This is a genomic window from Niabella agricola (assembly GCF_021538615.1).
GTDB classification, from domain to species: Bacteria; Bacteroidota; Bacteroidia; order Chitinophagales; family Chitinophagaceae; genus Niabella; species Niabella agricola.
This window is the reverse complement of the sequence record NZ_JAJHIZ010000002.1, coordinates 241,599-264,333: the sequence shown is the minus strand read 5'-3', so window position 1 is coordinate 264,333 and position 22,735 is coordinate 241,599. Positions and strand designations below refer to the sequence as shown.

The following is a 22,735-nucleotide window of genomic DNA, read 5'->3' as shown; positions in this document are numbered from 1 at the left end:
ATGGAGCAACTCCAACCCGGGGCATTGCGCTTCCTTCTTCTCGTTATCTGCAGCAGAACAGTTCTTCAGGAATCAGGCTTCCATTGCGGCCTTCAGGAAAACGCCGGTATGCGATCCCGGAAAAGCGATGAGTGCTTCCGGCCTGCCTTCAAAAATTACCCGCCCGCCCTTATGGCCGCCTTCTGGTCCCATATCGATAATCCAGTCTGCATTTTTGATCACCTCCAGGTTATGCTCAATCACAACAACCGTATTGCCTTTATCGACCAATCCTTCCATCAGCTCAATCAAACGTGCTACATCCGAAAGGTGCAGTCCTGTGGTAGGCTCGTCCATGATATAGATGCTTCCCTTCTTGTGCAGTTCGCTGGCCAGCTTAATGCGCTGACACTCGCCACCGGATAAGGTGCTCAATGGCTGGCCCAGCGTCAGGTACTCCAACCCTACCTCGATCATTGTATCCAGTTTTTTACGGATATCCTTCGCCGTAAAAAAGCTGCTGGCCTCACGCACGGTCATTTCCAGCACATCGGAAATGGATTTTCCATTTAGCCGGTACGCCAATACCTCTTCTTTGTAACGCCGGCCCTCGCATACCTCACAACGGGTCTTTACGCCTTCCAGAAAAGCCAGGTCCGTGTAGATCACACCTGTTCCCTGGCAATTTTCACAGGCGCCTTTTGAATTGAAGGAAAACAGGGAGGCATCTACCTTGTTGGCCGTTGCAAAGGCTTTCCGTACCAGGTCCATCATACCCGTGTACGTGGCCGGGTTGGAGCGGGTTGACGTACCTACAGCCGACTGGTCAATCACCACCGCCTGTGGGTAGGCTTTCAGAAATGCATGATGGATCAATGAGCTCTTCCCGGATCCGGCCACACCGGTTACAACGGTTAATACGCCTTCGGGAATGTGAACATTTACCCCCTGCAGGTTATTAACACGGGCCCCTACTACCGGTAATTGTCCGCGCGGCGTTCTGCTATCCGTCTTCAGCGGCAGGCTGTGCTTCAGGTATTTCCCGGTAAGTGTATTGGTGTGCAGCAGGCCTTCCAGTGTGCCCTCGTACATGATCTGTCCGCCTTTTGTTCCTGCATTCGGCCCCACATCTACAATATGATCGGCAATGCGGATCACGTCCGGGTCGTGTTCCACAACAATAACGGTATTGCCCTTGTCGCGAAGCTTTTGCAACAAGCCGTTTAGCCGGTATACATCCCTCGGGTGCAATCCAACACTGGGTTCATCAAAAATATAGAGCACATCAATCAAACTACTGCCCAGGTGTTTTACCATTTTTACCCGTTGCGATTCCCCGCCGGAGAGCGTATCCGTTTCGCGGTTCAGACTCAGGTACCCCAGTCCCATATCCACCAGGTGTTGCAGCCGTTCGGTCAATGTACGGATCATTGGTGCTGCCACAGGATCATCAATCTTTTTTAAAAAAGGGATCAACTCTTCCACTTCCATGGCAGACAACGCTGCAATGTTCTTGCCGTTGATCTCCGAGGAAAGCGCCGCTTCATTCAGCCGCGCGCCCTTGCAAGCAGGGCAGCGCTGCTCCTGAAGATAAGGCATGATCGTTTTCTGTTTCCGTTCGGAAAGCGTTTTTATATCGCGCCGGATATAGGCCCGTTCAAACTTCTCGACCAAACCCAGGTAGGTCACATTCATATCGCTGTTCCCAAACTTCATTTTGAACTTCCGGGGCCCGCTGTATAGCAGCAGGTCCATCTCTTCCTTCGTATAATCGGCCAGTTTTTTATCCACATCAAAAAAGCCGCTGTGTGCATACATATCTTTTTCCCAGGAAGCCAGCCCCGGAGCCTGTATCGCGCCTTCCTTCAGCGATTTTGAACGATCGATAAATGTTGAAGCATCAAAACCCAGCTTACGGCCGCGACCACCACACTCCGGGCACATACCCTGCGGGTCGTTAAAGGAAAAGGCATTGGCATACCCCACCCAGGGCTTTCCCACCCGGGAGAATAATACCCGCAACACCGGAGAAATGTCGGTGATCGTTCCCATGGTAGAATGAGATCCGCCACCCAGCCGCTTCTGGTCAACCACTATGGCCATCCCCAGTTTTTCAATGGCATCGGCATCGGGTTGCGGAAACTTGGGCAGCAGGCTCCGGATGAACATGCTGAAATTTTCATACAACTGACGCTGGGCTTCGGTGGCAATGGTATCAAAAACGATCGACGACTTGCCGGATCCCGACACGCCCGTAAAAATATTGATCTTCCGCTTGGGCAGGCGGAGGTCAACGTTTTTCAGATTATTTTCCCGCGCACCGCGGATTTCGATGTATTCCTGCATCATAGATGGAAGCTGTTTTTGGGGGAGACGCAAGTTATAGAAAATAGTTAGTTCCTGCTGCTTAAAAGCCAATAAAAGTGTTTATTTTTTCAAAAGTCTGAGCATACGTTCTTTTAAATAGGAATTCGCGATACCGTTGACAGCTTTATGAAACCGTTAGCCGTACCGGCATAAAACCGGACCGTTGAAGCAACAATACTTTAAAAATGCTCCAGGAACCAACAGCGTCCTACTGATGTAGGAATTAGGTTGAAAAAAATCTTGGACAATATCAAACAATCCATTATGTTTGCGCTCCGTTTGGGAATTCGCCCGGCTTTTAGCGCGATCGTCCATATCGGGAAGATTGCCGGTTAACTGGCTTGAAATATTTAAAGGGGGATTAGCTCAGCTGGCTAGAGCGCTTGCATGGCATGCAAGAGGTCGTCGGTTCGACTCCGATATCCTCCACAATACTTACAATAGGTTGCAATTTGTTTTGTGACCTATTTTTTTTGAACTATATTTTAAAATTATTTGCCGGATAAAATCGGAGCATGTAAACAGCATGCTCTTTTTTATTAAAGAGATTACCAAAAATCGTCTTCCTTCATACCCCCTCTGCAGATCTCATTCGTACCTGCATCATTAAGCCGGCAGACAATTCCGGTGCTGAGGTGATTGCTAATATTAAAGATACCGGGCTGGCCGGTCACCTAAGATGTGGGTTTCATTCCCTTGCCACCCCCGAACGTTGCCGGTGGTGTTTTTTCTTCACGGAGCTTAAAGGCGGTACGGTGCAATAGTCTTGCAATCTGGTCCCCGGCTTTTTCGCTAATCAGATAGGTAGCTACTTTTTGCACCAGTACCGGCGCTACCAGCCGCGACAGCCATCCCGCCTTGCGCAGGATCCCCTTGCGGATTACCAGGTCGGTGAGTTTGGTCACCCCCATGGCGATCAGTGGATTGGAAGCATCTGCATTCCAGATATCCTTGGTTGTTTTCGCAATCTGGCTGATCGGATTTAATTCTTGTTTGATCTCACTGATCGACTGCCGCATCGCGGTTTTGCGTTGCCGCAGCCGGGCCTTCAAACGGGCTTTTTCCTGCATGAGGTGCTCATGCGTGGTAATAACGGGCTTAGTCATACAGATTCTTGATAATAATGTTACGGATGACAGGTTGAATCACTTTTTTGTTTAAGGCAAGGATCAGGATGAGCACCAGCAACAGGAATCCTGCTACTATAAAAAAGCCCAGCATGGGATTGCCCAATGCCTGCCCGATCCAGTAACTGGCTCCAAACCCGATAAAGAGAAAGATAAAAAATGCCAGCCCTGTAACCAGTGCAAGGATCAGGAAAGAAGATCCCAGTTTACTTCCTTTATCAACAATATTTACTACGGACAACCGGTAATAGGTCTTTGCAATTTCTTCCACATCATCAGCAACATTCTCCAGCTTTTCTTTCAGTTCGAACATAGTTTGCATTTTATAGTTACAATAAAAAAGGTTGCCTCAAAAGTATATTGTTTTTAATGAACCAGTGTTCTGGCCTAAACAACAAACCTTGCAGACAACCCGTTTATGGGGATGTTCACGTCTATCTTACCTTTCCGGCGCTATACTCATCCGCTACATCATTGTATGCGCTTTTGAGATCATCATAACCTTCTTCGGCCTGACCTTTAACCCGCTGGTAGCTTTTTTTTGCCTTCTTCATGGCTTTATGAGAAAGATCCGAAAGGCTTTCCTTGCCGGAAGCAATCAAACTGCCGAGCGAATCGGCCCAGTCATTGGCCGTATTTTTCATTTTCTTACGGGTCTTTTTTCCTTCTTCTGTATAAAACAGCAACCCGATAGCGATACCTGCCAGTGCAGCCCCGGCAATGCCAAGAATGTATTTGTCTCTATTTTTCATAAACTTCTTATTTATTTTAGTTTATTAATAAGATGCTACCAATATCCCTAAAAAACCGTACCAAAAGTTCCGTTCTCTGCAATTCCCAATTTACTAAAAAAAAACCGAATCCGAATGTTTTAGTCACCCAGGTTTTCTACTTCCTTATTCAACCACCGTTTTACTGCGGCTGTGGTAACTGATTTGGGGCGTTCCAGCGGCATTCCGAGGGCGCGGTCCCAGCAAAGGCTGGACAGTACACCCAGTGAACGGCTTACCGCAAAAAGAACCGTGTAATATTCGTACTCCTTCATCCCATAATGTACCAGCAAGGCACCACTGTGCGCATCTACATTAGGCCAGGGATTTTTAACTTTACCTAATGATTGTAAAATGCCCGGAACGGTTTCATAGATCCGCCACACGGTATTTACCAGCGGGTCATCGGGCATATGTTTTTTGCCAAATTCCATCTGGGCTGTAAAGCGGGGATCGGTCTGGCGCAGCACGGCATGTCCGTAACCGGGCACCACCTTGCCTTCGCTCAGCGTCTTTTTCACATAGTCTCCTATTTGTTCTGCAGTGGGTGCTTCGGTGTTCAGCTCCTTCTGCATTTCAAAGATCCATTTGATCACTTCCTGGTTGGCCAAACCGTGCAACGGACCTGCCAAACCATTCATCCCTGCGGCGTAACTCAGGTACGGATCGCTGAGCGCTGAGCCTACCAGGTGGGTGGCATGAGCCGATACATTGCCGCCTTCATGATCTGCATGGATCACCATATACAGCCGCATCAGCTCCTTGAACTCTTCGTTATCGTATCCCAGCATATGGGCAAAATTGGCCGCCCAGTCCAGCATACCATCCGGCTGTACCGCTTTGCCGCCCTTGTATTTCCTGCGGTAAACAAAGGCCGCGATATGCGGCAGCCGTGCAATCAGATTAAGTGTATCTTCAAGCGTAGCCTCCCAGTAATCCTTTTTTGAGAATCCTTCGGCATAACGCTTGGCAAAAACGCTTTCTGCCTGCAGGGCCATTACCCCTACTACAAACTGCGTCATGGGATGCGTATCCTTGGGCAGGGCCTTCATAGTATCAAATACATAGGTAGGCACGTGGCTGCGGCGTTGCAGGATGGCGCTCAGGTTCTCCACATCTTCTTCCGTGGGAATTTCACCGATCATCATCAGGTAAAACAATGCTTCCGGCAACGGTTCAGAGCCACCTTTGGCTTTGGGAAGCTGTTCTCTCAGCTCAGGAATGGAACGCCGTTTAAAACGGATGCCGTCCTGTGCGTCAAGAAGAGAAGTTTCGGTAACCAGGGCTGTCATTCCCCGCATTCCCTGGTAAATCTGCGCCAGGGTGGTTTCTCCAATCACCGTGTTCCCGTGTTCCTGGAGCATCGTTTTAATTTCAGCGCCCAGCTTATCCGCCTGCTCTTTAAACTTCACTTTAAATTCTTCCATATATGCTTCTTCGTCTTAACTATTAAAAAAATGGTTTGCGCTAAAGATAGTTAAAGCCAATTGCCACAACAAATTATATTTTAGTATTTTTTCAACGGCAATAATTCCTTAACAAATTAGCAGCAAAAGGGTTTAAAATGAGGTGGTTTTAATCAGATTTGAGCATCCGGGATCCAGATTTGAGGTTTGAGATTTCAGATCTGACATCTGGGATCTGAGACCACGGGCCGGTAAACCCGGGGGAGTATCCGCGATCTGCCGGAGGGACCTGCTGCTCATTTTAAAAGACAACGGGTGTTACCGGACCGGGGTGCGTCCAATTCAGGGCAAAAGCAAATACAGTGACAGCAGGCGCTGATTTTATAGTTAATAACCCATACCATATTCTGTATTCCCGGATCTGGCACCTGGATTCTCAGTTCTGAAAGAACGACGGATCGTTTATTTAGGCGCGGTTTTATACAGCTGGAATGCGACGAATGTAAAAAAGAGATTGGGGATCCAGGCCGCCAATAGCGGCGGAAAATTGCCCTTGGTGGAAAATACCGTAGAAAACTGGTCGGCAAGGATGAATACTGCAGCGATCACGATGCCCAGGGCCAGGTGCATACCGCTTCCCCCGCGGGTTTTACGGCTGGCAATGACGGCGCCGATAAATGTGAGCAGCAATACGGTGAACGGTGTTGATGTGCGTTTATACAATTCTACTTTTAAAGCATTTAATCCTTCCGTACCCCTTAGTTCCTCATTTTTGATCAGCCGCTTCAATCCCGGTGTGGTCAGTTTATCCTTAAGGTATTCGTCTTTTATCAGCTCATCAGGTGCCATGTTCAGCCGCACTACCTTTTCTTTGGAATGTGTAACCCGCTCGCCCAGGCTATCCACAAGGCGCTCCACCACATTCTCGGCAACCCATCTCCGTTGCCGTTTTGTAGTGTCCCACCGTACCGACTCTGCGCGCAGGTTGTATACCAGTTTCCCTCTTTTGACCCGGTCCATAAAAAAAGCACCGCTTTTCTGCGTAACGGCATCAAAGTTTTTTACCCCCATATACGTGATACTGTCTACCCGCTTATAAAAACAGGTACTACAGGCACTCTCCGACCGGTTCTTCAGCGGATCATTTTTATCGATATAGGTTTTCCGGAAGTTGCTCATGATATTGTTGGCCATCGGAATGAAATAGGCCCGTCCGAAAAAGAGTATGGTGGCGAGCAACAGCCCTCCGATCATATAAGGGCGCAGAAACCGCGTAAAACGGGTACCGCTGGCGAGAATGGCGATCACTTCCGAACGAAGCGCCATTTTACTGGTAAAGAAAATAACAGCAATAAACACAAAAAGGGGAAACAATAAACTCCATATATAGGGTATGAAGCCCATGTAATATTTTGTAAAGATCTGCCAGGAAGAAAGACCCGATTTTACAAAATCGTCTGATTTTTCACTGGTATCAATCGCCACGGCAATTACCGTAAAAAGCAGCATGCAAAATACAAACGAAATCAACAGTCGGTTTAATATGTACCAGTCCAGCTTCTTCATGAAATATAATCTGTAAAAGTAACCGAAAAAAAGATATGGCCCTACAAGCGCGTTTTTAACTTAACAATCATTTGGTTTTTCCAGAAATGATAGGTACCTGCAATAATCTGGCGGCGGGCTTCCTTTACCAGCCAAAGGTAAAAAGCCAAATTGTGCACACTGGCAATGGTAAGGGCCAGGATCTCGCCGCTTTTAAACAGGTGCCGCAGGTAGGCTTTGTTATACAGGTTACTCATGGGGTTGGAAAGCTGCGCGTCGATGGGTGAATAATCAAATTCCCATTTTTTATTGTCGATATTGATCACCCCCTCTGTTGTAAACAGCATGGCATTACGCCCGTTGCGGGTGGGCATTACACAATCAAACATATCGATGCCCATGCCGATACACTCCAGGATGTTCCAGGGTGTGCCCACTCCCATAAGGTAACGGGGTTTTTGTACCGGCAGGTGCTGGCAGCACCAGTCGCAGATTTCATACATTTTATCTTCCGGCTCTCCTACGCTTAGTCCGCCGATGGCATTACCGGTGGCTTCCTTTTGAGCCACAAAATCGCAGGATTCCTTTCTCAGATCCTTGAACGTGGCCCCCTGCACAATGGGAAACAGGTTTTGGGTATACCCGTATTTATCCGGTGTGGAGGTAAACCGCTCCCAGCAGCGATTCAGCCAGCGGTGTGTAAGATCGAGGCTTTTACGGGCATAACCATATTCACTGCCACCCGGCGGGCATTCGTCAAAGGCCATAATAATGTCGCCACCAATCACCCGCTGGATGTCCATCACCCGCTCGGGAGTAAACAGGTGCTTGCTTCCGTCGATATGTGAAGCAAAGGTTACCCCCTCCTCTTTGATCTTCCGGGTTCCGGCCAGCGAAAAGACCTGAAAACCGCCGCTGTCTGTCAAAATGGGACGGTGCCATTGGTTAAACCGGTGCAATCCGCCCGCTTTTTCCAGCACCTCCAGTCCCGGCCGCAGGTACAGGTGATAGGTATTCCCGAGAATGATCTGGGCCTGCACTTCATTTTCCAGCTGCGCCTGGGTAACGGCTTTTACGGAACCGGCCGTACCTACCGGCATAAAGATGGGGGTTTCGATCTGACCGTGATCGGTTTGGATCAGACCGGCCCTCGCTGCGGACCCGGTATCGGTATGTTGTAGCTGAAAACTGAGTTGTGCCATAAATTGGCGGCAAATTTAAAAAAATACCCGGTAACTACTTGAAAAATAATGGCTTCACTCCGTTAATAAATACCTCCGTCCAGATAGCCGATTCGTTTATTAACTTCCTCATTATCAGGAATATATTTCTTTACCTTTAACAAAAACTGGCGGGCCTCCTTATATTGCTTCTGCCGGATATGATAGATATATGCTTCACTGATCAATACCGCCCAATAGGGTTGCAGGTCTTTAACCGCCGGAAGATCCGTTTCCATTAACCCGAAAAAGCGTTTCAGCATCTGGTCTCCTGCGGCTTTTTGATTCTTTTGAAACAGATCTGCAGTAGCGCTGGCCAGCCCAATAATATAAAGCCCCCTAACCTTAGGGCTCGATTTCAAAAAAGGATAGCGCTCAAAATAGTGTTCCATGCGGCTTACAATTACCGTATCAGCAACTTTGCCAGACATGGGCATGCTTTTCTGGATCAGCGATTGCGCAATTAGTTCCTGCAAAAGCAAGTTCTGCGGCGTCAGTTGGTAGGCTGCATCGAGGTATACCAAACTGGAATCATAATTACTCTTTATATATAAATGGTGCGCCGTTTCATAATAATAATCGTATTGCAGCAGCCGTTTAAGGGATGTGTCCGTTACATAGGGCAGCATTTTACCATAGAACCTATGCACCTTCGCGGGCTCAGGTTGTTCAAACAGATACCGTTTGAGCAGACGGGCACAATATCCCTGGAACAACTCCTTAGCGTCGTCTGTTTTGTTGAGCTCCAAATAGCGCAAACCATAGGGCCATGCATCGTCGCTGACCTCTTTTTCTTTTTCCGCCATCAGGCTGCCCAGCGATAACGAGGCCAGATAAGCGATTCTCTTGGATGGGTAAAGCAGGTAGGCTTTTTCGAAATTTTGATAGGCTTTTGTGTAATCTTCTTTTGTTAACGCATCCACACCCATGTTGTAATATAACAGGCCTGCCAGTTTTTTCCGGTCGATCTTTTCATCTCCGTAAAAATGTTTTTCAAATACCGCGTCCCTGTTACCTCCCGACACATCAGATGCTGTAACAATTTTATTGCTGATCAAATAATTTAGATACTGGGTCTTAAATTTATCGGTTACCTGATAAATTTTTATACCGGGCGCCGTGGTTTCAAATACGATATTTGCTGCGGCCGGGTCTGCTACGATATAGATATGGCTGGGCGTTTCGCGTATATCATACAAAACGGAAAGCTGCTGCAGCAGCAATGCATAGAGCGCCGAAGCCGTAGCACAATTATAATCGCCGGTTGAAAAAATCTGTCCAAAAGAAGGATTATCTACATAACGCCGAAAAAAAGCTTCATGTACGCTCTTATACAGCTTTTTCAGGTCTTTGCTTTTAAGTGGCTGGCCGTAACGGCCAGCTCCGCTCAAATAATGATTAATTTTTTGTTTGGCGGCATTCACATCCGCCGCATCTCCGGTCTGCAAATACAGATCGAGGTAGTCTTCATCACTGAAATGAAGTTTGGTTAACGATTTTTTCTCTCCCTCATTGCGAAAGATCCCCACCAGTCCATCCCTGATCAGTGGACTGGATATCGTGTCCGCTTGTCCCAACCCCACCAATGCGATTAAGATACCTGTTAGTAAAAAAGAGATTTTTCTCATAAGCTTATTTTAAAAATACAGACTACCTAAAAATTGACTTCAGGTCCTTTTTATTTTTGATGCAGCATCAAATTACCCGAATTGGCGGCAAATTTAAACGGAACAGGAAGAATTTAGAAATCAGATTTGAGATTTGAGATTCCGGAATCCAGTGTCGTGTCCTGAAGTCTGAAATCTGTATTCTTATTCTCCTCCTCAATGCGCTAATTAAAATTTAGCACCCTATATTTGCGGCATGCCGGATCTAACCCCTGGATATATTATATTTATTGCGCTCCTGCTTTGTACAGCTGTTCTCCTGTTTTATTATTTTTATTTTTTTGCACGACTGGCGTTTTTTAAGCCTAAAATCAGGACCAGCATGCAGCAGCACCCCGTAAGCGTGATTGTATGCGGCAAAGACGAGGCCCGCAATTTTGCCCGGAATATTCCAGGGCTGCTGTTCCAGGAATATCCGACCAGCCACCAGATATTGATTGTTAATGACAATTCGGTAGACGACAGCCAGTATGTTTTACAGGAACTGAATGCCCGATATGGCGGGTTAACGGTTTTAAACCTCCGGCAAAAAGCCCAGCATATACCCGGTAAAAAATACCCGCTTTCTATGGGCATCCGGGAAGCTGCACACGAAATTCTTCTATTAACGGATGCCGATTGTGTACCGGCCACGGAGTTCTGGCTGCAAAAAATGCAGGAACCCTATGAAGACGGCGTTGAAATCGTGCTGGGTTATGGCGCATATCACAAACACCCCGGCTTTTTAAACAAAGTGATCCGCTATGAAACCTTTCACAGTGCCCTGCAATATTTATCCTATGCCCTGGCCGGGCATCCGTATATGGGGGTGGGCCGGAACCTGAGTTATAAAAAAAATCTTTTCCTGAAAAACAAAGGATTTTCCGACCTCAATCATCTCCCGGGGGGTGATGATGATCTTTTTATTAATAAAGTGGCTACCGGAAAAAACACCACCATCGTTATTGACGCCGAAGCACATACCCTCAGCAGTCCTAAAAAAACCTGGAAAGAATGGCGGTTCCAGAAAAACAGGCATTTCAGCACTTCTAAATATTACAAACCTAAGCATCAGATCCTGCTAGGATTATACAGCTTGTCTCATTTTTTATTCTACTTTTTGGTTATTGCCTGCAGCATCTGGTACGACTGGAGGGTTGGATTGGGCATCCTGGCTGGAAAATCAGTGATTCAGCAGCTGATTTTTGGCCGCTCGCTAAAAAAGCTAAATGAGGCCGATCTGCAGAAATGGGTACTGCTGATGGACCTGTGGACGGTATGTTACTACCTGCTTTTTGCCCCCGCCCTTGTAAGAAAAGAAAAAAAAACCTGGAATTAACTGTTCTGCTGTTGCGAAATCGGTTTTTCCCGCGTCTTTGCCTGGTGTAACTAATTAAACCAGACAAACCATGAAGCAATGGCGATTGTTTTTCCTGGGCGGTTGGACAGCACTCATACTTGGCAGCTGCTCAAAAGCCATTTCCGGCAAACCGGATCCCAAGTCTTCAAAACAAACGCCTATTGCCATTTCAGCCCCGGTAAGCGCATCAATGTCGGCATTTTCATTCTCTTTTTTTAAGGAGCTTCAAAAAAAGCAACCGTCTGGCAGCAATATTTTCATTTCACCCCTGAGCTTACATATGGCCATGAGTATGGTAGCCAATGGGGCAACGGGCGAAACCCGTGACGAGATCCTTGACGCGCTGCAGGCAAAAGACCTGTCGGCCGACTCCCTGAACGCCGCCTGTTTTACCCTTCTGGAAGAGCTGCCTAAAGCCGATCCGGCGGTAACCCTCGGCCTTGCCAATGTGGTATTTTACAAGAACAGCTTTCCGGTTGAAGCATCTTTTTTAAAAACCCTGAACGATTATTATAAAGCGGGAGCCGCCGGTTTATCGTTTCAACCGTCGGATCTGCCAGTTATCAACAAATGGGCCAGCGACCATACCAACGGCAAGATCACCAAAGTACTGGATCAACTGGATCCGGACCTGGTGCTGTTATTGATGAACGCCCTGTACTTTAAAGGAGACTGGCGGGTTAAATTTGACAAAAGCCAAACCCGGCCCGAAACATTTACAAAAGCAGACGGATCTACGATGCAGGTGAATATGATGCACCGTACAGACACCATTAGATATGCTGCTGCCACCGATTTTGATGCCATTCAAAAACCATACGGCAACGGACAGTTTACCCTTACCGTTCTTCTGCCCAAAACAAATGCCGTTGCTGACCTTTTTAACCAGATGGACGCACAAAAATGGGATGCCTTACAGCATTCTTTTTACACTACAAAGCTGGAGATTGGGATACCCAGCTTTAAGCTGAAACAGGAGTTTACACTCAACCAAACCCTGGAAGCCATGGGCATCAAAAAGGCCTTTGGCTCCGGGGCCAGCTTTGATGCACTAAGTAAGGCTGCTGTTCAGATCAACCTTGTAAAGCAAAACACTTTTGCAGCCCTGGACGAAGAGGGTACAGAGGCCGCTGCTGTAACCACCGTTGGCATTAACGTTACTTCGGCGGGCCCTCCCTCCCGGTTTATCTGCAACCGACCTTTTGGAATCATCATCAGTGAACATACTTCAAAAAGTATACTGTTTATGGGAGCTATTTCTCAACCCGTAGCATTACCATAGAGAATACACCAGATTTGCGCCCTGCATCCCTCTGGATTGCAGGGCTTTTTTCTTTATACTATAATTTGGAAAGGCGCTTCTCTAAAAGATCCAACAACGTTTTAAACTCTTTTTTGTCGTACCCAATCGACTGGTAAATAATTTTGCCGGTTTCATCTAAAACAAGATTGCGGGGAATAAAGCTATCCGCAAAAAGCGAAAAAATCCGCCGGTCGGGGTCCGCCAGCACCGGAAACCCAAACTTCGTTTGCTTTACAAAAGCATTCAGCTTATCCCAGTCTTCCTCGCGTCCGAAAACAAATAGCGCAAACCGGGGATTGTTTTTGTACTGGCCCCAGATCTCCTGCTGCACCCTGGGCAGCTCGGCCCGGCAGGGCCCGCACCAAGTTGCAAAAAAGTTAATCAGCACCAATTTCCCTTTGTAATCGCTGATTTTTACAGAGTCGCCCCCCTTTTTAAGAGCGAAACCAAAATCGGGCACCAGAGCATCCAGGGACAGCTTCCAGCCGCCTCCGTCCTGGGCGGCGGTGGGTGCTATTTTCAATGCCAGCCATACCAGGATAACGATATTTTTCATCATCATATAACAGCTCTGTACCGGCGAAATTACCATTCTGCTTCAACTTTCCGGCGCTTATTTATCCCTGCTTATGTCTATAGCTGAAGGCTAAATTGTATATTCGCAGTCCATTTTATTAATATTTAAACGCAGATGATCATATCCTACAAATGGCTGAATGAATACCTTCCTGTAAACCAGGCAGGACAACCGGTAAGTGTGGAACGGCTCAGCCAGATTTTAACTTCCATCGGACTGGAAGTGGAAGCCATTCATGAGTACGAAGAGCTGAAGGGCGGTTTAAAAGGCCTGGTAGTAGGCGAAGTGCTGGAAACCCAGCCACACCCGAATGCCGACAAATTAAAACTGACAAAAGTATCCATTGGCGAAAATGCTCCGCTGCACATCGTATGCGGCGCTCCCAATGTGGCCGCCGGTCAAAAAGTAGTTGTAGCGCCAGTGGGCACAACCATTTACCCGCTGAACGGAGCTCCTGTTACCATGAAACTGGCCAAGATCCGTGGCGAAGAAAGCCAGGGAATGATCTGCGCTGAGGACGAAATCGGCCTGGAAACCTCCCATGACGGCATTATGGTGTTGCCGGCGGATGTAACACCCGGCACACCCGCTTCCGAGTATTTTCAAAGCTATTCCGATACCATTTTTGAAATCGGGCTTACCCCAAACCGCATGGATGCCATGAGCCATTGGGGGGTAGCAAGAGATGTTTGCGCCTATCTTTCCCATCACGATAAAAAAGCGGTGCGGCCAAAGCTCCCGGAAACCAATAGTTTTAAAGCGCCCAAGGGTAAGGCTCCCCTGAAGGTAACCGTAGAAAACAAAACTGCCTGTCCCCGGTACAGCGGTATCTGTATCGACCGTATTAAAGTGGGCGAATCACCTAAATGGCTGCAGCACTTTCTGAAGGCTATTGGACTGAGGCCCATAAACAATATCGTAGATATCACCAATTTCATTCAACATGAAACGGGTCAGCCTTTGCATGCTTTTGATGCAGATAAGATCCGCGGCAACCAGGTGATTGTCAAAAACCTTCCGGAAGGCACGCTTTTTACCACACTGGATGAAAAAGAGCGTAAACTGAGCGCCGAAGACCTGATGATCTGCGACGCCGAAGGCGGTATGTGTATCGGCGGTGTATTTGGCGGGCTGGAAAGCGGGGTAACCGACCAAACCACCCGTATCTTCCTGGAAAGCGCCTGCTTCGACCCGGTTACCATCCGCAAAACTTCTTTCCGGCATGGATTAAGAACCGACGCGGCCACCCGTTTTGAAAAAGGAACGGATATTTCAGCCACAGTAAATGTGCTGAAACGTGCCGCTGCGCTGATCCTGGAAATCTGCGGAGGAACCCTTAGCTCGGATATTTATGATATCTACCCGGAACCACAGTCCCGGAAAGAGATCGCACTCAAATACCATTATCTTAAAAAGCTCAGTGGCAAAAACTATCATCCGGATGCCGTAAAGTCGATCCTTCAGTCGTTGGGTTTTGAAGTAGAGAAAGACACGATTGACTCCCTGCTGATTTCTGTTCCTTATCATAAACCGGATATCGAACTGCCAGCCGATGTGGTGGAAGAGATCCTGCGGATTGACGGATTAGATAATGTAGAAATTCCTACCTCCATAAAAATAACCCCTTCAATAGACGAAACGGTTGAGAGTGAATCAGTAAAAGAAAAGATCGTATCTTTTTTAGTAGGTTCAGGACATCATGAGATCCTGACCAATTCCATCACTAATAAGGCGTATTATTCGGAACAGGAATTGAGCACGGTTGTAAGGATGAAAAACAGTCTCAGCACCGAGTTAAATATCATGCGTCCGGATATGCTGGAAACCGGGCTCGAAATTTTGGTACGGAACCTGAACCGGAAGAACGAAAATTTGAGATTATTTGAATTCGGCAAAACGTACAGTATCAATAAGAAAGGAAAATTTGAAGAACCCGATCACTTATGCATTTATCTAACCGGCAACCAGCAGAATGCCGGCTGGAAACAACCCGCTATCAAGTACGATTTCTTTGCGTTAAAGGGTACTGTTGAAAAAGCGCTGGCATTATGCGGGCTTACCGGTTTTCAGTATGAGGAAGTACAGGAGAGCAATTTTCAATACGGACTGGAAGTAAAATCGGGTACCGTAAGCTTAGGTAAGCTGGGTGCGGTTCATAAAAACCTGCTGGCGCGGTTCGATATCAAGCAACCTGTATTTTATGCCGACCTGAGCTGGACGGCTATTTTAAAAGCGGCGCTGAAACATAAAACCCAGTTTACATCCATTCCCCGCTTTCCGGCGGTACAGCGGGATATCGCCATGATTGCTCCGCAGGAATTACCCTACGGGTTAGTTGAAACCACCATCCGAAAATTAAATCTCAAGAAATTGCAATCTGTGCAGCTTTTCGACGTTTTTGTTAGTGATAAACTGGGCGCCGGTAAAAAGTCGCTTGCAGTTAGTTTTACCTTCCTCGATGAGGAAAAAACATTAACGGATACAGAAATTGATGGCTGGATGAAAAAGATTATGCAAAGTTTGGAAAGAGATTTGCAGGTAGAGATCCGGAAATAATCATAGTCTGCCCGTTGAGGTCAGGCGGGCATTAAATATGAAATTGTTTACAGATGAGTCAGGCAATCGAAGAAAAAATAAAACAGATACAGGAGAAGCTGATCCAGCTGAGCAGGAAAAACGCCGCTATCGAAAAAGAGAACAGCGCGCTGAAGCAGGAACTGGAAGAAACCCGGGCTGCAGCCGCCATGGCAGTTGCCAATATGGAAACGGCACAGCAGCAGCTGGATATTGCGCGTTACGGAAATACCCCTATGAGCCCCGAAGAACGAAAAGCGTTCGAAAAAAGGATCAATGGCTATCTCCGCGAAATCGACCGGTGTATTGCGTTGCTGAGCGTTTAACCTAAATGTAAAATCATGTCACAGGAAGAAAATCTGATCCCTGCCAATATTATGATTGCCGACCGGCATTTCCGTATCAAGGTGGAGCCGGCCGATGAAGAAACCGTTCGTCACTCCATCAAGATCATTAATGACAAGGTAATGGAGTTTAAGAAAACATTTCCCGGAAAGGATATGCAGGACTATGTATCGATGGTGCTGATCTGGTTTGCCACCGAATTTAAGGCAGAAGCCGCATCATCTATGGACTCCGGCAGCATCATGGAAAAACTGGACCAACTGGAAGCCATCCTCGACAGTGAATTAGGGAGTTAGGAAGGTTTCAGGGTTAACGTTCAACGTTTCACGTCGAATCCATTTCATACCCGATGTTGCAGTTTTGCTCCCGGTTCCTGCCACATAGATACAGATGTGAAGAGAACGCCCGAATCAGCAACGGCATTTCAACTGCCACATTTAACATTTCTCATTCCCAATTTCAAATTCTCCGGAGCAGGGATTGATCAGCATTGGGCGTATACAATGTTTCGCTTTTACGGATTACAGCACTAAAACCGAAAGCTGATAACGTGTATAATACCAATATTTCTAAACTTTTGGGCGCTTTATGTGCTCAGTTGCAGGTCCTCTGTAGCTTCCAAAATATCCCACACCATACGAATCCTCATTTCGATAATTGGGCCGGAAAGTTCGCCGGCATATAGCAACTTAAAACCCTCCGAAATCATTTTTTGTGCATTATACTGAGTGGCGTTAGAAGTTCTTTTCCAATCCACTATTATTATTCATTTTCAATATTCTTGAATTGAAAACATTTTATACGTAAAGTCCTTTACAGATCCGCTGCCGGCAAGATCCTGAATAAAACCGGTTTCTTTCATGGTATTGGTACTTCCCTTGTTAAAATAACCGGAACTTATTATTCTGTTACCGTTGCCAACCGCCCCCGCTACCCTGGCTTCACTGACGGGAGAATGCCTGTATTGGCCGCAATAACCACCCCAATCGCCTTCGAAGTTGCTGCAACATTTTATTTTCCTTATTATTTTGCATATCTCGGCTCAAAAAGAAGCGGCGTCCAAACTCTGAAGCGGGAAGCATCTGAATACGTGTTGCCGGCCGAGGCATAATCGCATAACAATACGGGTACTGGATCTGTAGGGCCTTCTTTATGCGATTCTGTTTTAACCCAAGCTTTGAAAGTAACCCAAAACGTATTATTTTTTACTTCGCAGGGCTCTAAATTTATGTAACCATTGTTACCAGCAACCGGAACTAAGGCATCATCGGTATCAGGCCCGCCCAAACGGCTATCTCTTGCCAATACCAGGGGGCCATACTGTATCGCAAAATGTTGATCGCCGTTTCCGGAATACACCAACCGTCCGCGCATATCAAGATTAAGAGAAATATGATCACCGTTTTTCCAGCCCCTGGTAATAGTAAAATACTGCCCGCCAGTTGGAGAAGAGGCGGGCTCCCCGTTAATCATTAGTACTGTTTGAGCGCTCCAGGAGGGAATACGGATGGAAATGGAAAAGGTTTCAGGTTTTTCCAGTTGAAGCTTAAGTGCAACAGCACCCTTTACCGGATAATTCGTCTCCTGCGATACCAGTACCTTTTGCCGGGCAGGCGTGGTTAGTTCATAAACACCCGGCACAAAAAAATTTACCCTGATCCCTTTTGCCTGGTGCATTACCGAACTAAGCGGCAGCGTAAATAATCCACGGGGACCACTGGCTACACAACAGTTTAATCCCATGCCACACTGCTCCTCTCCCCGTGGCCTGTACCCTGAAAGCGGACTGTATTTAGCCCAATCAGTACCAAGGGGTGTCATGGCACCCAACAGGCTGTTATAAAACGACTGTTCAATGGCATCGGCATATTTTGCTGCAGCTGTTAGTTTTAATAATTGCTGATTTAGCTTGATCCATGTGGCGGTTACACAGGTTTCCTGGTAATGGCTTACCGGCAGTGTTTGTAAAGCTTTACCTCCAAACCAGCATTCAGCAGCAGATCCTGAGCCGGTAATATTCATTTCTGTTTGTTCAATACTGCTCCAGGTATGCTCCACGACCTCTTTATATTCCTGCTTACCCGTTAAACGATATAGTTCTAATAATCCCTCATAACAAGACATCATTTCATAGGCCTTCTGTCCTTGTTCCCAGCCAAACCAGTTAGCAGGTCTGGGAAAACGATGCGCAACCGGTACTGCCGACCTGCTGATTAGTTGGGGGCCACTTTCAGATTCCCACTCTTTTACAATCTCTTTCGCAAATTCGAGGTAGCGCTTTTCGCCGGTACGGCTATACAAAAGACAAATGGGCTCCAATACCGACGATGAAGCCATGCCCCGGTGATTGCCTTTTTTGACTATCAAAGTATTCTTATCTTTTAGTTCCTGAATAAGATGATCGGCCAGCTTTTTAGCTGCCTCCAGCGTTTTGGTATCTTTTTGAAGATCGTAATAAGCAAGAAGCCCCAGCAGGCAATATTTCCGTCCCCATATATCCCACTGTTCAAGCCTGGCCGCCGGAGCGTAATTGCCAATATAACCATCGCTGGTTTGAGTAGCAATAAGTTGCTCTACAGCAGCATCCAGTTTCTTTTTAAGAACTATATCAGGACGATACCGGTAAGCCAGCACTGCAGATGTAAACCACTTACCCCAAAACTCAGACTGCCAGCAACGGGTTTCCGTACGGTTGCGAAACGGAACTACCAACCGGTTCACATCCTGAGTAAGTATGCGATTATTATAAGCAGCATGGAGCCGTTGCTCTATAAAACCCGTGAGTTTTACGGACAACGCAGGCCTGAGCTCATCTTTAACCTTTGCCTCCTGCCCCTGGCAAAGCACCGATAAAAATATCGCCCAAGCGGTCAGGCATGATCTAAAGAAATTGTATTTTGAAAGCATCGCTGATTTATTTATGTATTATTCACTTCTTGAAATTTCCTGCCAGTAAGTACCCATCCATATGAGTTTTAAGGTAGAACTCGTACTACCACTAAATGCTATATTGCCCGAAAGCTTTATATTCTCGTTACTTGCAATGGTGGTGAGGGCGTTACTAAATGTAAGTAATAACTCGCGAAAAAGCTGTCCGCCCGTGATATTGGTAACAGTAGTGGGAGCTGAATTATTAAAATTGAGTATCTGCGCAGCCTGCAATGTTCCTGCCCCCATACCACAGGAAACAACCGCGGCATTGTTTCCTACTGACAGGCGTCCGCCCGCTGCCGTAGTAAGAAAGGCTGATAGTGCAGGTTCGGAAATATAAGTAGCAGGAGCCTGGTTAAACAAAGGGTCCTCCAACGTAAGCCTGTTACTGGCCACCGTGTTTCCATACGCATGAATAAAAGTACCATTGGTAGTACCGTATGTACGAACGGTTCTTACCACCGGCCGCCGGATCACAAGCCCCTGCGTAGCCGCCTTGTTGAAAACGATACCGTTACCCAGGTTATTAAATAAAGGACTGTCGAATTCTACCCCAACACCGTCTTTTATATGTATTGCGTAACTATTGTTACTGCCATCTTCTATCCTTCCCCCACCAGTTAAATAGGTGTTTGTAAACTTGATATTCCGGGGCAAATCGTTAGCACCGTCTGAATCAATAAGAATGGCATTTAACCTGGATCCTTCAAATTGCTGCCCTGTTGAAACAAGATTGTACACGCCTCCGTCCAACCACATATTGTGCTGATCAGAAAGACTTACCTGCCCGCCAATAAAATTAAGCGGCCCGATAGTTCCGACACTGGCCGTCCTCCTTCCAATCCTAATACCATAACCGCATTTATAGACATTAACGTTGCTGTAAATCTTCATATTTGTTTGTCCGGTGGATTCATTGGATTTAATATCCAATCCAATGCCCGTCCAGCTGCCGCTGCCCGATGCCTGCCCTCTTATTAAACCATTGTGATGTTCGGTCTCCCATGTTGTTACTTCGGTAATGCCATTACCCGCTGGGTTATTAATCTGCACGGTATAGTTGCTTAGTAAGATCTGTCCCTGGCAGGATTCAAAATAAATAACATTGAGGGTTTTATTACCGCCGATAAAATTTACATTTTCAAAATCAATTTGCCCTCCCATTGTTGCAGGACTACTGATCGAAAAAGAGCCGATACATTCAATAAGATTAGCAGTCTCATTATTTACATGAACAAAGCCTGCACCCTGTGGTTCCAGGTCTCCGGTAGCAATACCGCCCGCCTGGCCGGTTATTTTTATTCGGCCGGGCTTTGCCTGGTACCCTGGACTCTTAAGGCTGTCCTTATATAGATAAAGTGTATGGGTCAGGTATTTTTTACCCGCAAGCAATTTAATCTCGGTGCCTTTTTTTGAGCAATAATTCAATGCTTTCTGAATGGGTCCTGTATCGTCGGTTCCGGCCTTAGTTACATAGTCATAATCACCCCTGGCACCAAACATTTCCAGCGTTACATAGGTAGTTTCCCGTCTATATCTCCTCAGACCACTTACGATGGTCATGGCGCTGTCATCTACGGTAGTAGTATCGCTGTAATCATATTTGAAAATACCTGATTGCATTCCTTCATCCAGGTAAACAACACGATAACCATCTACCAACCCTGCTCTTATTTGCGCCATGGTAGCAGAAGGAACCTGGTTGATCGCTCCTATGTCTGTTTCGTTATCGGTTTCTAATGGCAGCTCTGCGCTTTTTTTTAAGCAGGCCGTCAAACCCGTCAGCAGTACTACAACTGCAATTATATTTCTATGTTTCATGGCTTCCCGTTTTATATGTTTTGAGTTAAGAACCCTGTAAATAATTTGGTTAAAAAGTCAGTACCTGTCCCTTTGCCTTCAGCCGTGTAGCGAGTTGCGCGATATCTACTTGCTGCACTGTAGCTTTACTTTCTATCGCCAGTGCTGCTGCAATGCCGGCACTCTCCCCCATTACCATCCACGCAGGTTCTACCCGCAGCGAGCAAAAAGCTACATGCGAAGCCGAAGCGCACACCGGCACCAGCAGGTTAGTACATTCATTGGCCTTTGGTATAATACATCTGTAAGGAATCTGGTATGCAATGCCCCTTCCATCGATCCTGGTTTTCGCAGGGAAAATAGTGCCTTCGTTAATAAATCCTCCGTCAGGCTTTGCAATCCGCTGGCAGTCGTGTGAATCGATGGGAAAAGATCCCATTCCAATGGCATCCGGCTTTTCTTTATCTTCCAGAATATCCTTTTGCGTTAAAAAGTAGGAGCCCACCATTCGCCGGGCTTCCCGTACATAAAGTACAGGAGGGAAATGACCATATTGTACAAACTCATCTTTAGCGTAGCCCATATTCTTCATACGCACTCTTACTTTTTCAGGTACAGCCGGGTCCGTCATCAGGAAATACAATAGCCCCTGTGTATAAACAACGTGCTGCTGCCAGATTTCCCGCCTGCGTTCCGGCGATGCTTCGGGGTAGTCCCAATTTTCACCCACCAGGCCGGTAGAGAGCTGGTGACCGATACCATTGTTACCGTCCAGCTTATTTCCCGGCAGCGGGTAAAGGTCAAACGGAATACCGCTATTGGGCGCTACTTTGTAATACCGTCGAAATACTTCATACCGGTCAGCATTATACCCCTCGGGTGGTGAGAACGGAATGCGGTTGGAAGGATCTTCTGACAGGCAGAGCCGGAAGCTATAGGTCATGATACGATGATCGCCGGCACCTTCAGCCAGCATAGCAGCGCCGTTAATAAATGGCAAAGGTTGCTGCGCAGCATTGAAAGCCGATACCGGCACCGGCTTTTTGGGATAAGCTGCACCCGCCAGTGATTCACCCAGTTCATCCCGGCTCTCGCGGCCTACTTTGTAGCCTACTTTTGCAGCAGCCATCAGGTCCCCTTCGTAACTGGCATCAATAAAAACTTTGCCTTTATATGATCGGTCGGTATTGGTTTTAATCAGCATTATAGCCTTTTGCCGCTTCGTCACTCCCACCAGCATTTCATTCAAAAAAAGCTTTACGCCCGCTTCGCTTAAAAGTTCGTGAAATACCTTTTCTGCTACATGCGGCTCATAAGTCCAGTGTTGGGTGCCCTTGTCTGCTACCCGGTAATTAAGTGTAATGCCCCGATCCGTATACACTTTTTCTACACGCTTATGAAATTCCTCGAAAAGCCCGCCCAGTGTTGACCTGAACATCTGGTTCGAATCGCTGAAAGCCAGGCCGCCACTCATCATACCTCCTGCAATACCCAGCGGTTCTACAAGGGCAACCGACCTTCCCTCACGGGCAGCGGCTACGGCTGCTGTAATGCCTCCCGGTGTAGCACCGTAAATAACAATATCAAAGCTTTGATTGCTTCCCCCCGTTGTTTGAAAAAGATTTGCTGCGCCATTACCGGGCAAAGCCCATATGCCCGGAATAATGATGGCTGCCGCTCGAATAAAACGACGTCTGTTTTTTTTATCAGAATAGTTCATGTGTTTATTTTAAAATCTTTTTAATTGAAGAAGCAAAGCAATGCCCATCGCCACTCTTCCGGTTG

Annotated in this window: 17 protein-coding genes and 1 tRNA gene; 6 read left to right on the top strand and 12 right to left on the bottom strand. The window is 46.8% G+C overall.

Annotated elements, in window-relative coordinates; genetic code table 11:
* Window positions 1-72: 72 nt before the first annotated feature.
* Window positions 73-2,328, bottom strand: a complete 2,256-nt coding sequence (locus tag LL912_RS01485) for an ATP-binding cassette domain-containing protein (RefSeq protein ID WP_235551784.1) — start codon at window positions 2,326-2,328, stop codon at window positions 73-75.
* Window positions 2,329-2,701: 373 nt separating this feature from the next.
* Here LL912_RS01485 and LL912_RS01480 point away from each other — a divergent pair.
* Window positions 2,702-2,775: transfer RNA gene (locus tag LL912_RS01480), tRNA-Ala, on the top strand.
* 245 nt (window positions 2,776-3,020) lie between these two features.
* Here the strand turns inward: LL912_RS01480 and LL912_RS01475 are convergent.
* The 7 genes from LL912_RS01475 to LL912_RS01445 all read right to left on the bottom strand — a co-directional run bounded on the left by LL912_RS01475 (window position 3,021) and on the right by LL912_RS01445 (window position 10,042).
* On the bottom strand, window positions 3,021-3,452 hold the full coding sequence (locus tag LL912_RS01475; RefSeq protein ID WP_235551783.1) for a hypothetical protein: 432 nt from the start codon (window positions 3,450-3,452) through the stop codon (window positions 3,021-3,023).
* Window positions 3,445-3,786: a phage holin family protein gene (locus LL912_RS01470; protein ID WP_235551782.1), complete on the bottom strand. Its 342-nt coding sequence runs from the start codon at window positions 3,784-3,786 to the stop codon at window positions 3,445-3,447. Before LL912_RS01470 ends, LL912_RS01475 begins: the two co-directional genes overlap by 8 nt.
* A 121-nt stretch (window positions 3,787-3,907) precedes the next feature.
* A complete protein-coding gene (locus tag LL912_RS01465) occupies window positions 3,908-4,225 on the bottom strand; it encodes a YtxH domain-containing protein (protein ID WP_235551781.1) in 318 nt (105 codons plus the stop codon).
* Window positions 4,226-4,344: 119 nt separating this feature from the next.
* On the bottom strand, window positions 4,345-5,670 hold the full coding sequence (locus LL912_RS01460) for a citrate (Si)-synthase, eukaryotic (protein WP_235551780.1): 1,326 nt from the start codon (window positions 5,668-5,670) through the stop codon (window positions 4,345-4,347).
* Window positions 5,671-6,111: 441 nt separating this feature from the next.
* A complete protein-coding gene (locus LL912_RS01455; RefSeq protein WP_235551779.1) occupies window positions 6,112-7,215 on the bottom strand; it encodes an LptF/LptG family permease in 1,104 nt (367 codons plus the stop codon).
* Window positions 7,216-7,256: 41 nt separating this feature from the next.
* Window positions 7,257-8,396 carry a tRNA guanosine(34) transglycosylase Tgt gene (gene tgt / locus LL912_RS01450; RefSeq protein ID WP_235551778.1) on the bottom strand — a complete coding sequence of 380 codons (1,140 nt, stop codon included), beginning with the start codon at window positions 8,394-8,396 and terminating at the stop codon, window positions 7,257-7,259.
* A 62-nt stretch (window positions 8,397-8,458) separates the two neighbouring features.
* On the bottom strand, window positions 8,459-10,042 hold the full coding sequence (locus tag LL912_RS01445; RefSeq protein WP_235551777.1) for a hypothetical protein: 1,584 nt from the start codon (window positions 10,040-10,042) through the stop codon (window positions 8,459-8,461).
* A 361-nt stretch (window positions 10,043-10,403) separates the two neighbouring features.
* Here LL912_RS01445 and LL912_RS01440 point away from each other — a divergent pair, with 361 nt between their 5' ends.
* Window positions 10,404-11,399, top strand: coding sequence for a glycosyltransferase (locus tag LL912_RS01440; protein ID WP_235551776.1), 996 nt, complete (start codon window positions 10,404-10,406; stop codon window positions 11,397-11,399).
* 70 nt (window positions 11,400-11,469) lie between these two features.
* A complete protein-coding gene (locus tag LL912_RS01435) occupies window positions 11,470-12,702 on the top strand; it encodes a serpin family protein (protein WP_235551775.1) in 1,233 nt (410 codons plus the stop codon).
* A gap of 58 nt (window positions 12,703-12,760) precedes the next feature.
* Here the strand turns inward: LL912_RS01435 and LL912_RS01430 are convergent, their stop codons facing one another.
* Complete coding sequence (locus tag LL912_RS01430) at window positions 12,761-13,285, bottom strand: TlpA family protein disulfide reductase (RefSeq protein WP_235551774.1); 525 nt, start codon at window positions 13,283-13,285, stop codon at window positions 12,761-12,763.
* 129 nt (window positions 13,286-13,414) lie between these two features.
* Here LL912_RS01430 and pheT point away from each other — a divergent pair, with 129 nt between their 5' ends.
* From pheT to LL912_RS01415, 3 genes are read left to right on the top strand one after another with little or no spacing between them, the layout of a single operon-like run.
* On the top strand, window positions 13,415-15,856 hold the full coding sequence (pheT, locus tag LL912_RS01425; RefSeq protein ID WP_235551773.1) for a phenylalanine--tRNA ligase subunit beta: 2,442 nt from the start codon (window positions 13,415-13,417) through the stop codon (window positions 15,854-15,856).
* 53 nt (window positions 15,857-15,909) lie between these two features.
* Window positions 15,910-16,200: a hypothetical protein gene (locus LL912_RS01420; RefSeq protein WP_235551772.1), complete on the top strand. Its 291-nt coding sequence runs from the start codon at window positions 15,910-15,912 to the stop codon at window positions 16,198-16,200.
* A gap of 15 nt (window positions 16,201-16,215) precedes the next feature.
* Entirely contained in the window at window positions 16,216-16,515 is a 300-nt protein-coding gene (locus tag LL912_RS01415) for a cell division protein ZapA (RefSeq protein ID WP_235551771.1), read from the top strand.
* Window positions 16,516-17,242: 727 nt separating this feature from the next.
* On the opposite strand, the gene LL912_RS01410 is transcribed toward LL912_RS01415, so the two are convergent.
* The 3 genes from LL912_RS01410 to LL912_RS01400 are packed head-to-tail and all read right to left on the bottom strand — an operon-like array spanning window position 17,243 to window position 22,670.
* Complete coding sequence (locus LL912_RS01410) at window positions 17,243-19,126, bottom strand: glycoside hydrolase family 127 protein (RefSeq protein ID WP_235551770.1); 1,884 nt, start codon at window positions 19,124-19,126, stop codon at window positions 17,243-17,245.
* An 18-nt stretch (window positions 19,127-19,144) separates the two neighbouring features.
* Complete coding sequence (locus tag LL912_RS01405; protein WP_235551769.1) at window positions 19,145-20,971, bottom strand: hypothetical protein; 1,827 nt, start codon at window positions 20,969-20,971, stop codon at window positions 19,145-19,147.
* 49 nt (window positions 20,972-21,020) lie between these two features.
* Window positions 21,021-22,670, bottom strand: a complete 1,650-nt coding sequence (locus tag LL912_RS01400; RefSeq protein WP_235551768.1) for an FAD-dependent oxidoreductase — start codon at window positions 22,668-22,670, stop codon at window positions 21,021-21,023.
* Window positions 22,671-22,735 lie beyond the last annotated feature (65 nt).

Excerpts from the sequence above, each read along its gene's own strand:
- LL912_RS01475 (WP_235551783.1), bottom strand. The coding sequence starts at position 3,452 with ATGACTAAGCCCGTTATTACCACGCATGAGCACCTCATGCAGGAAAAA.
- LL912_RS01410 (WP_235551770.1), bottom strand. The coding sequence starts at position 19,126 with ATGCTTTCAAAATACAATTTCTTTAGATCATGCCTGACCGCTTGGGCG.
- LL912_RS01485 (WP_235551784.1), bottom strand. The coding sequence starts at position 2,328 with ATGATGCAGGAATACATCGAAATCCGCGGTGCGCGGGAAAATAATCTG.
- LL912_RS01470 (WP_235551782.1), bottom strand. The coding sequence starts at position 3,786 with ATGTTCGAACTGAAAGAAAAGCTGGAGAATGTTGCTGATGATGTGGAA.
- LL912_RS01455 (WP_235551779.1), bottom strand. The coding sequence starts at position 7,215 with ATGAAGAAGCTGGACTGGTACATATTAAACCGACTGTTGATTTCGTTT.
- LL912_RS01440 (WP_235551776.1), top strand. The coding sequence starts at position 10,404 with ATGCAGCAGCACCCCGTAAGCGTGATTGTATGCGGCAAAGACGAGGCC.
- LL912_RS01430 (WP_235551774.1), bottom strand. The coding sequence starts at position 13,285 with ATGATGATGAAAAATATCGTTATCCTGGTATGGCTGGCATTGAAAATA.
- pheT (WP_235551773.1), top strand. The coding sequence starts at position 13,415 with ATGATCATATCCTACAAATGGCTGAATGAATACCTTCCTGTAAACCAG.
- LL912_RS01460 (WP_235551780.1), bottom strand. The coding sequence starts at position 5,670 with ATGGAAGAATTTAAAGTGAAGTTTAAAGAGCAGGCGGATAAGCTGGGC.
- LL912_RS01445 (WP_235551777.1), bottom strand. The coding sequence starts at position 10,042 with ATGAGAAAAATCTCTTTTTTACTAACAGGTATCTTAATCGCATTGGTG.
- LL912_RS01435 (WP_235551775.1), top strand. The coding sequence starts at position 11,470 with ATGAAGCAATGGCGATTGTTTTTCCTGGGCGGTTGGACAGCACTCATA.
- LL912_RS01405 (WP_235551769.1), bottom strand. The coding sequence starts at position 20,971 with ATGAAACATAGAAATATAATTGCAGTTGTAGTACTGCTGACGGGTTTG.
- LL912_RS01415 (WP_235551771.1), top strand. The coding sequence starts at position 16,216 with ATGTCACAGGAAGAAAATCTGATCCCTGCCAATATTATGATTGCCGAC.
- LL912_RS01465 (WP_235551781.1), bottom strand. The coding sequence starts at position 4,225 with ATGAAAAATAGAGACAAATACATTCTTGGCATTGCCGGGGCTGCACTG.
- tgt (WP_235551778.1), bottom strand. The coding sequence starts at position 8,396 with ATGGCACAACTCAGTTTTCAGCTACAACATACCGATACCGGGTCCGCA.
- LL912_RS01400 (WP_235551768.1), bottom strand. The coding sequence starts at position 22,670 with ATGAACTATTCTGATAAAAAAAACAGACGTCGTTTTATTCGAGCGGCA.
- LL912_RS01420 (WP_235551772.1), top strand. The coding sequence starts at position 15,910 with ATGAGTCAGGCAATCGAAGAAAAAATAAAACAGATACAGGAGAAGCTG.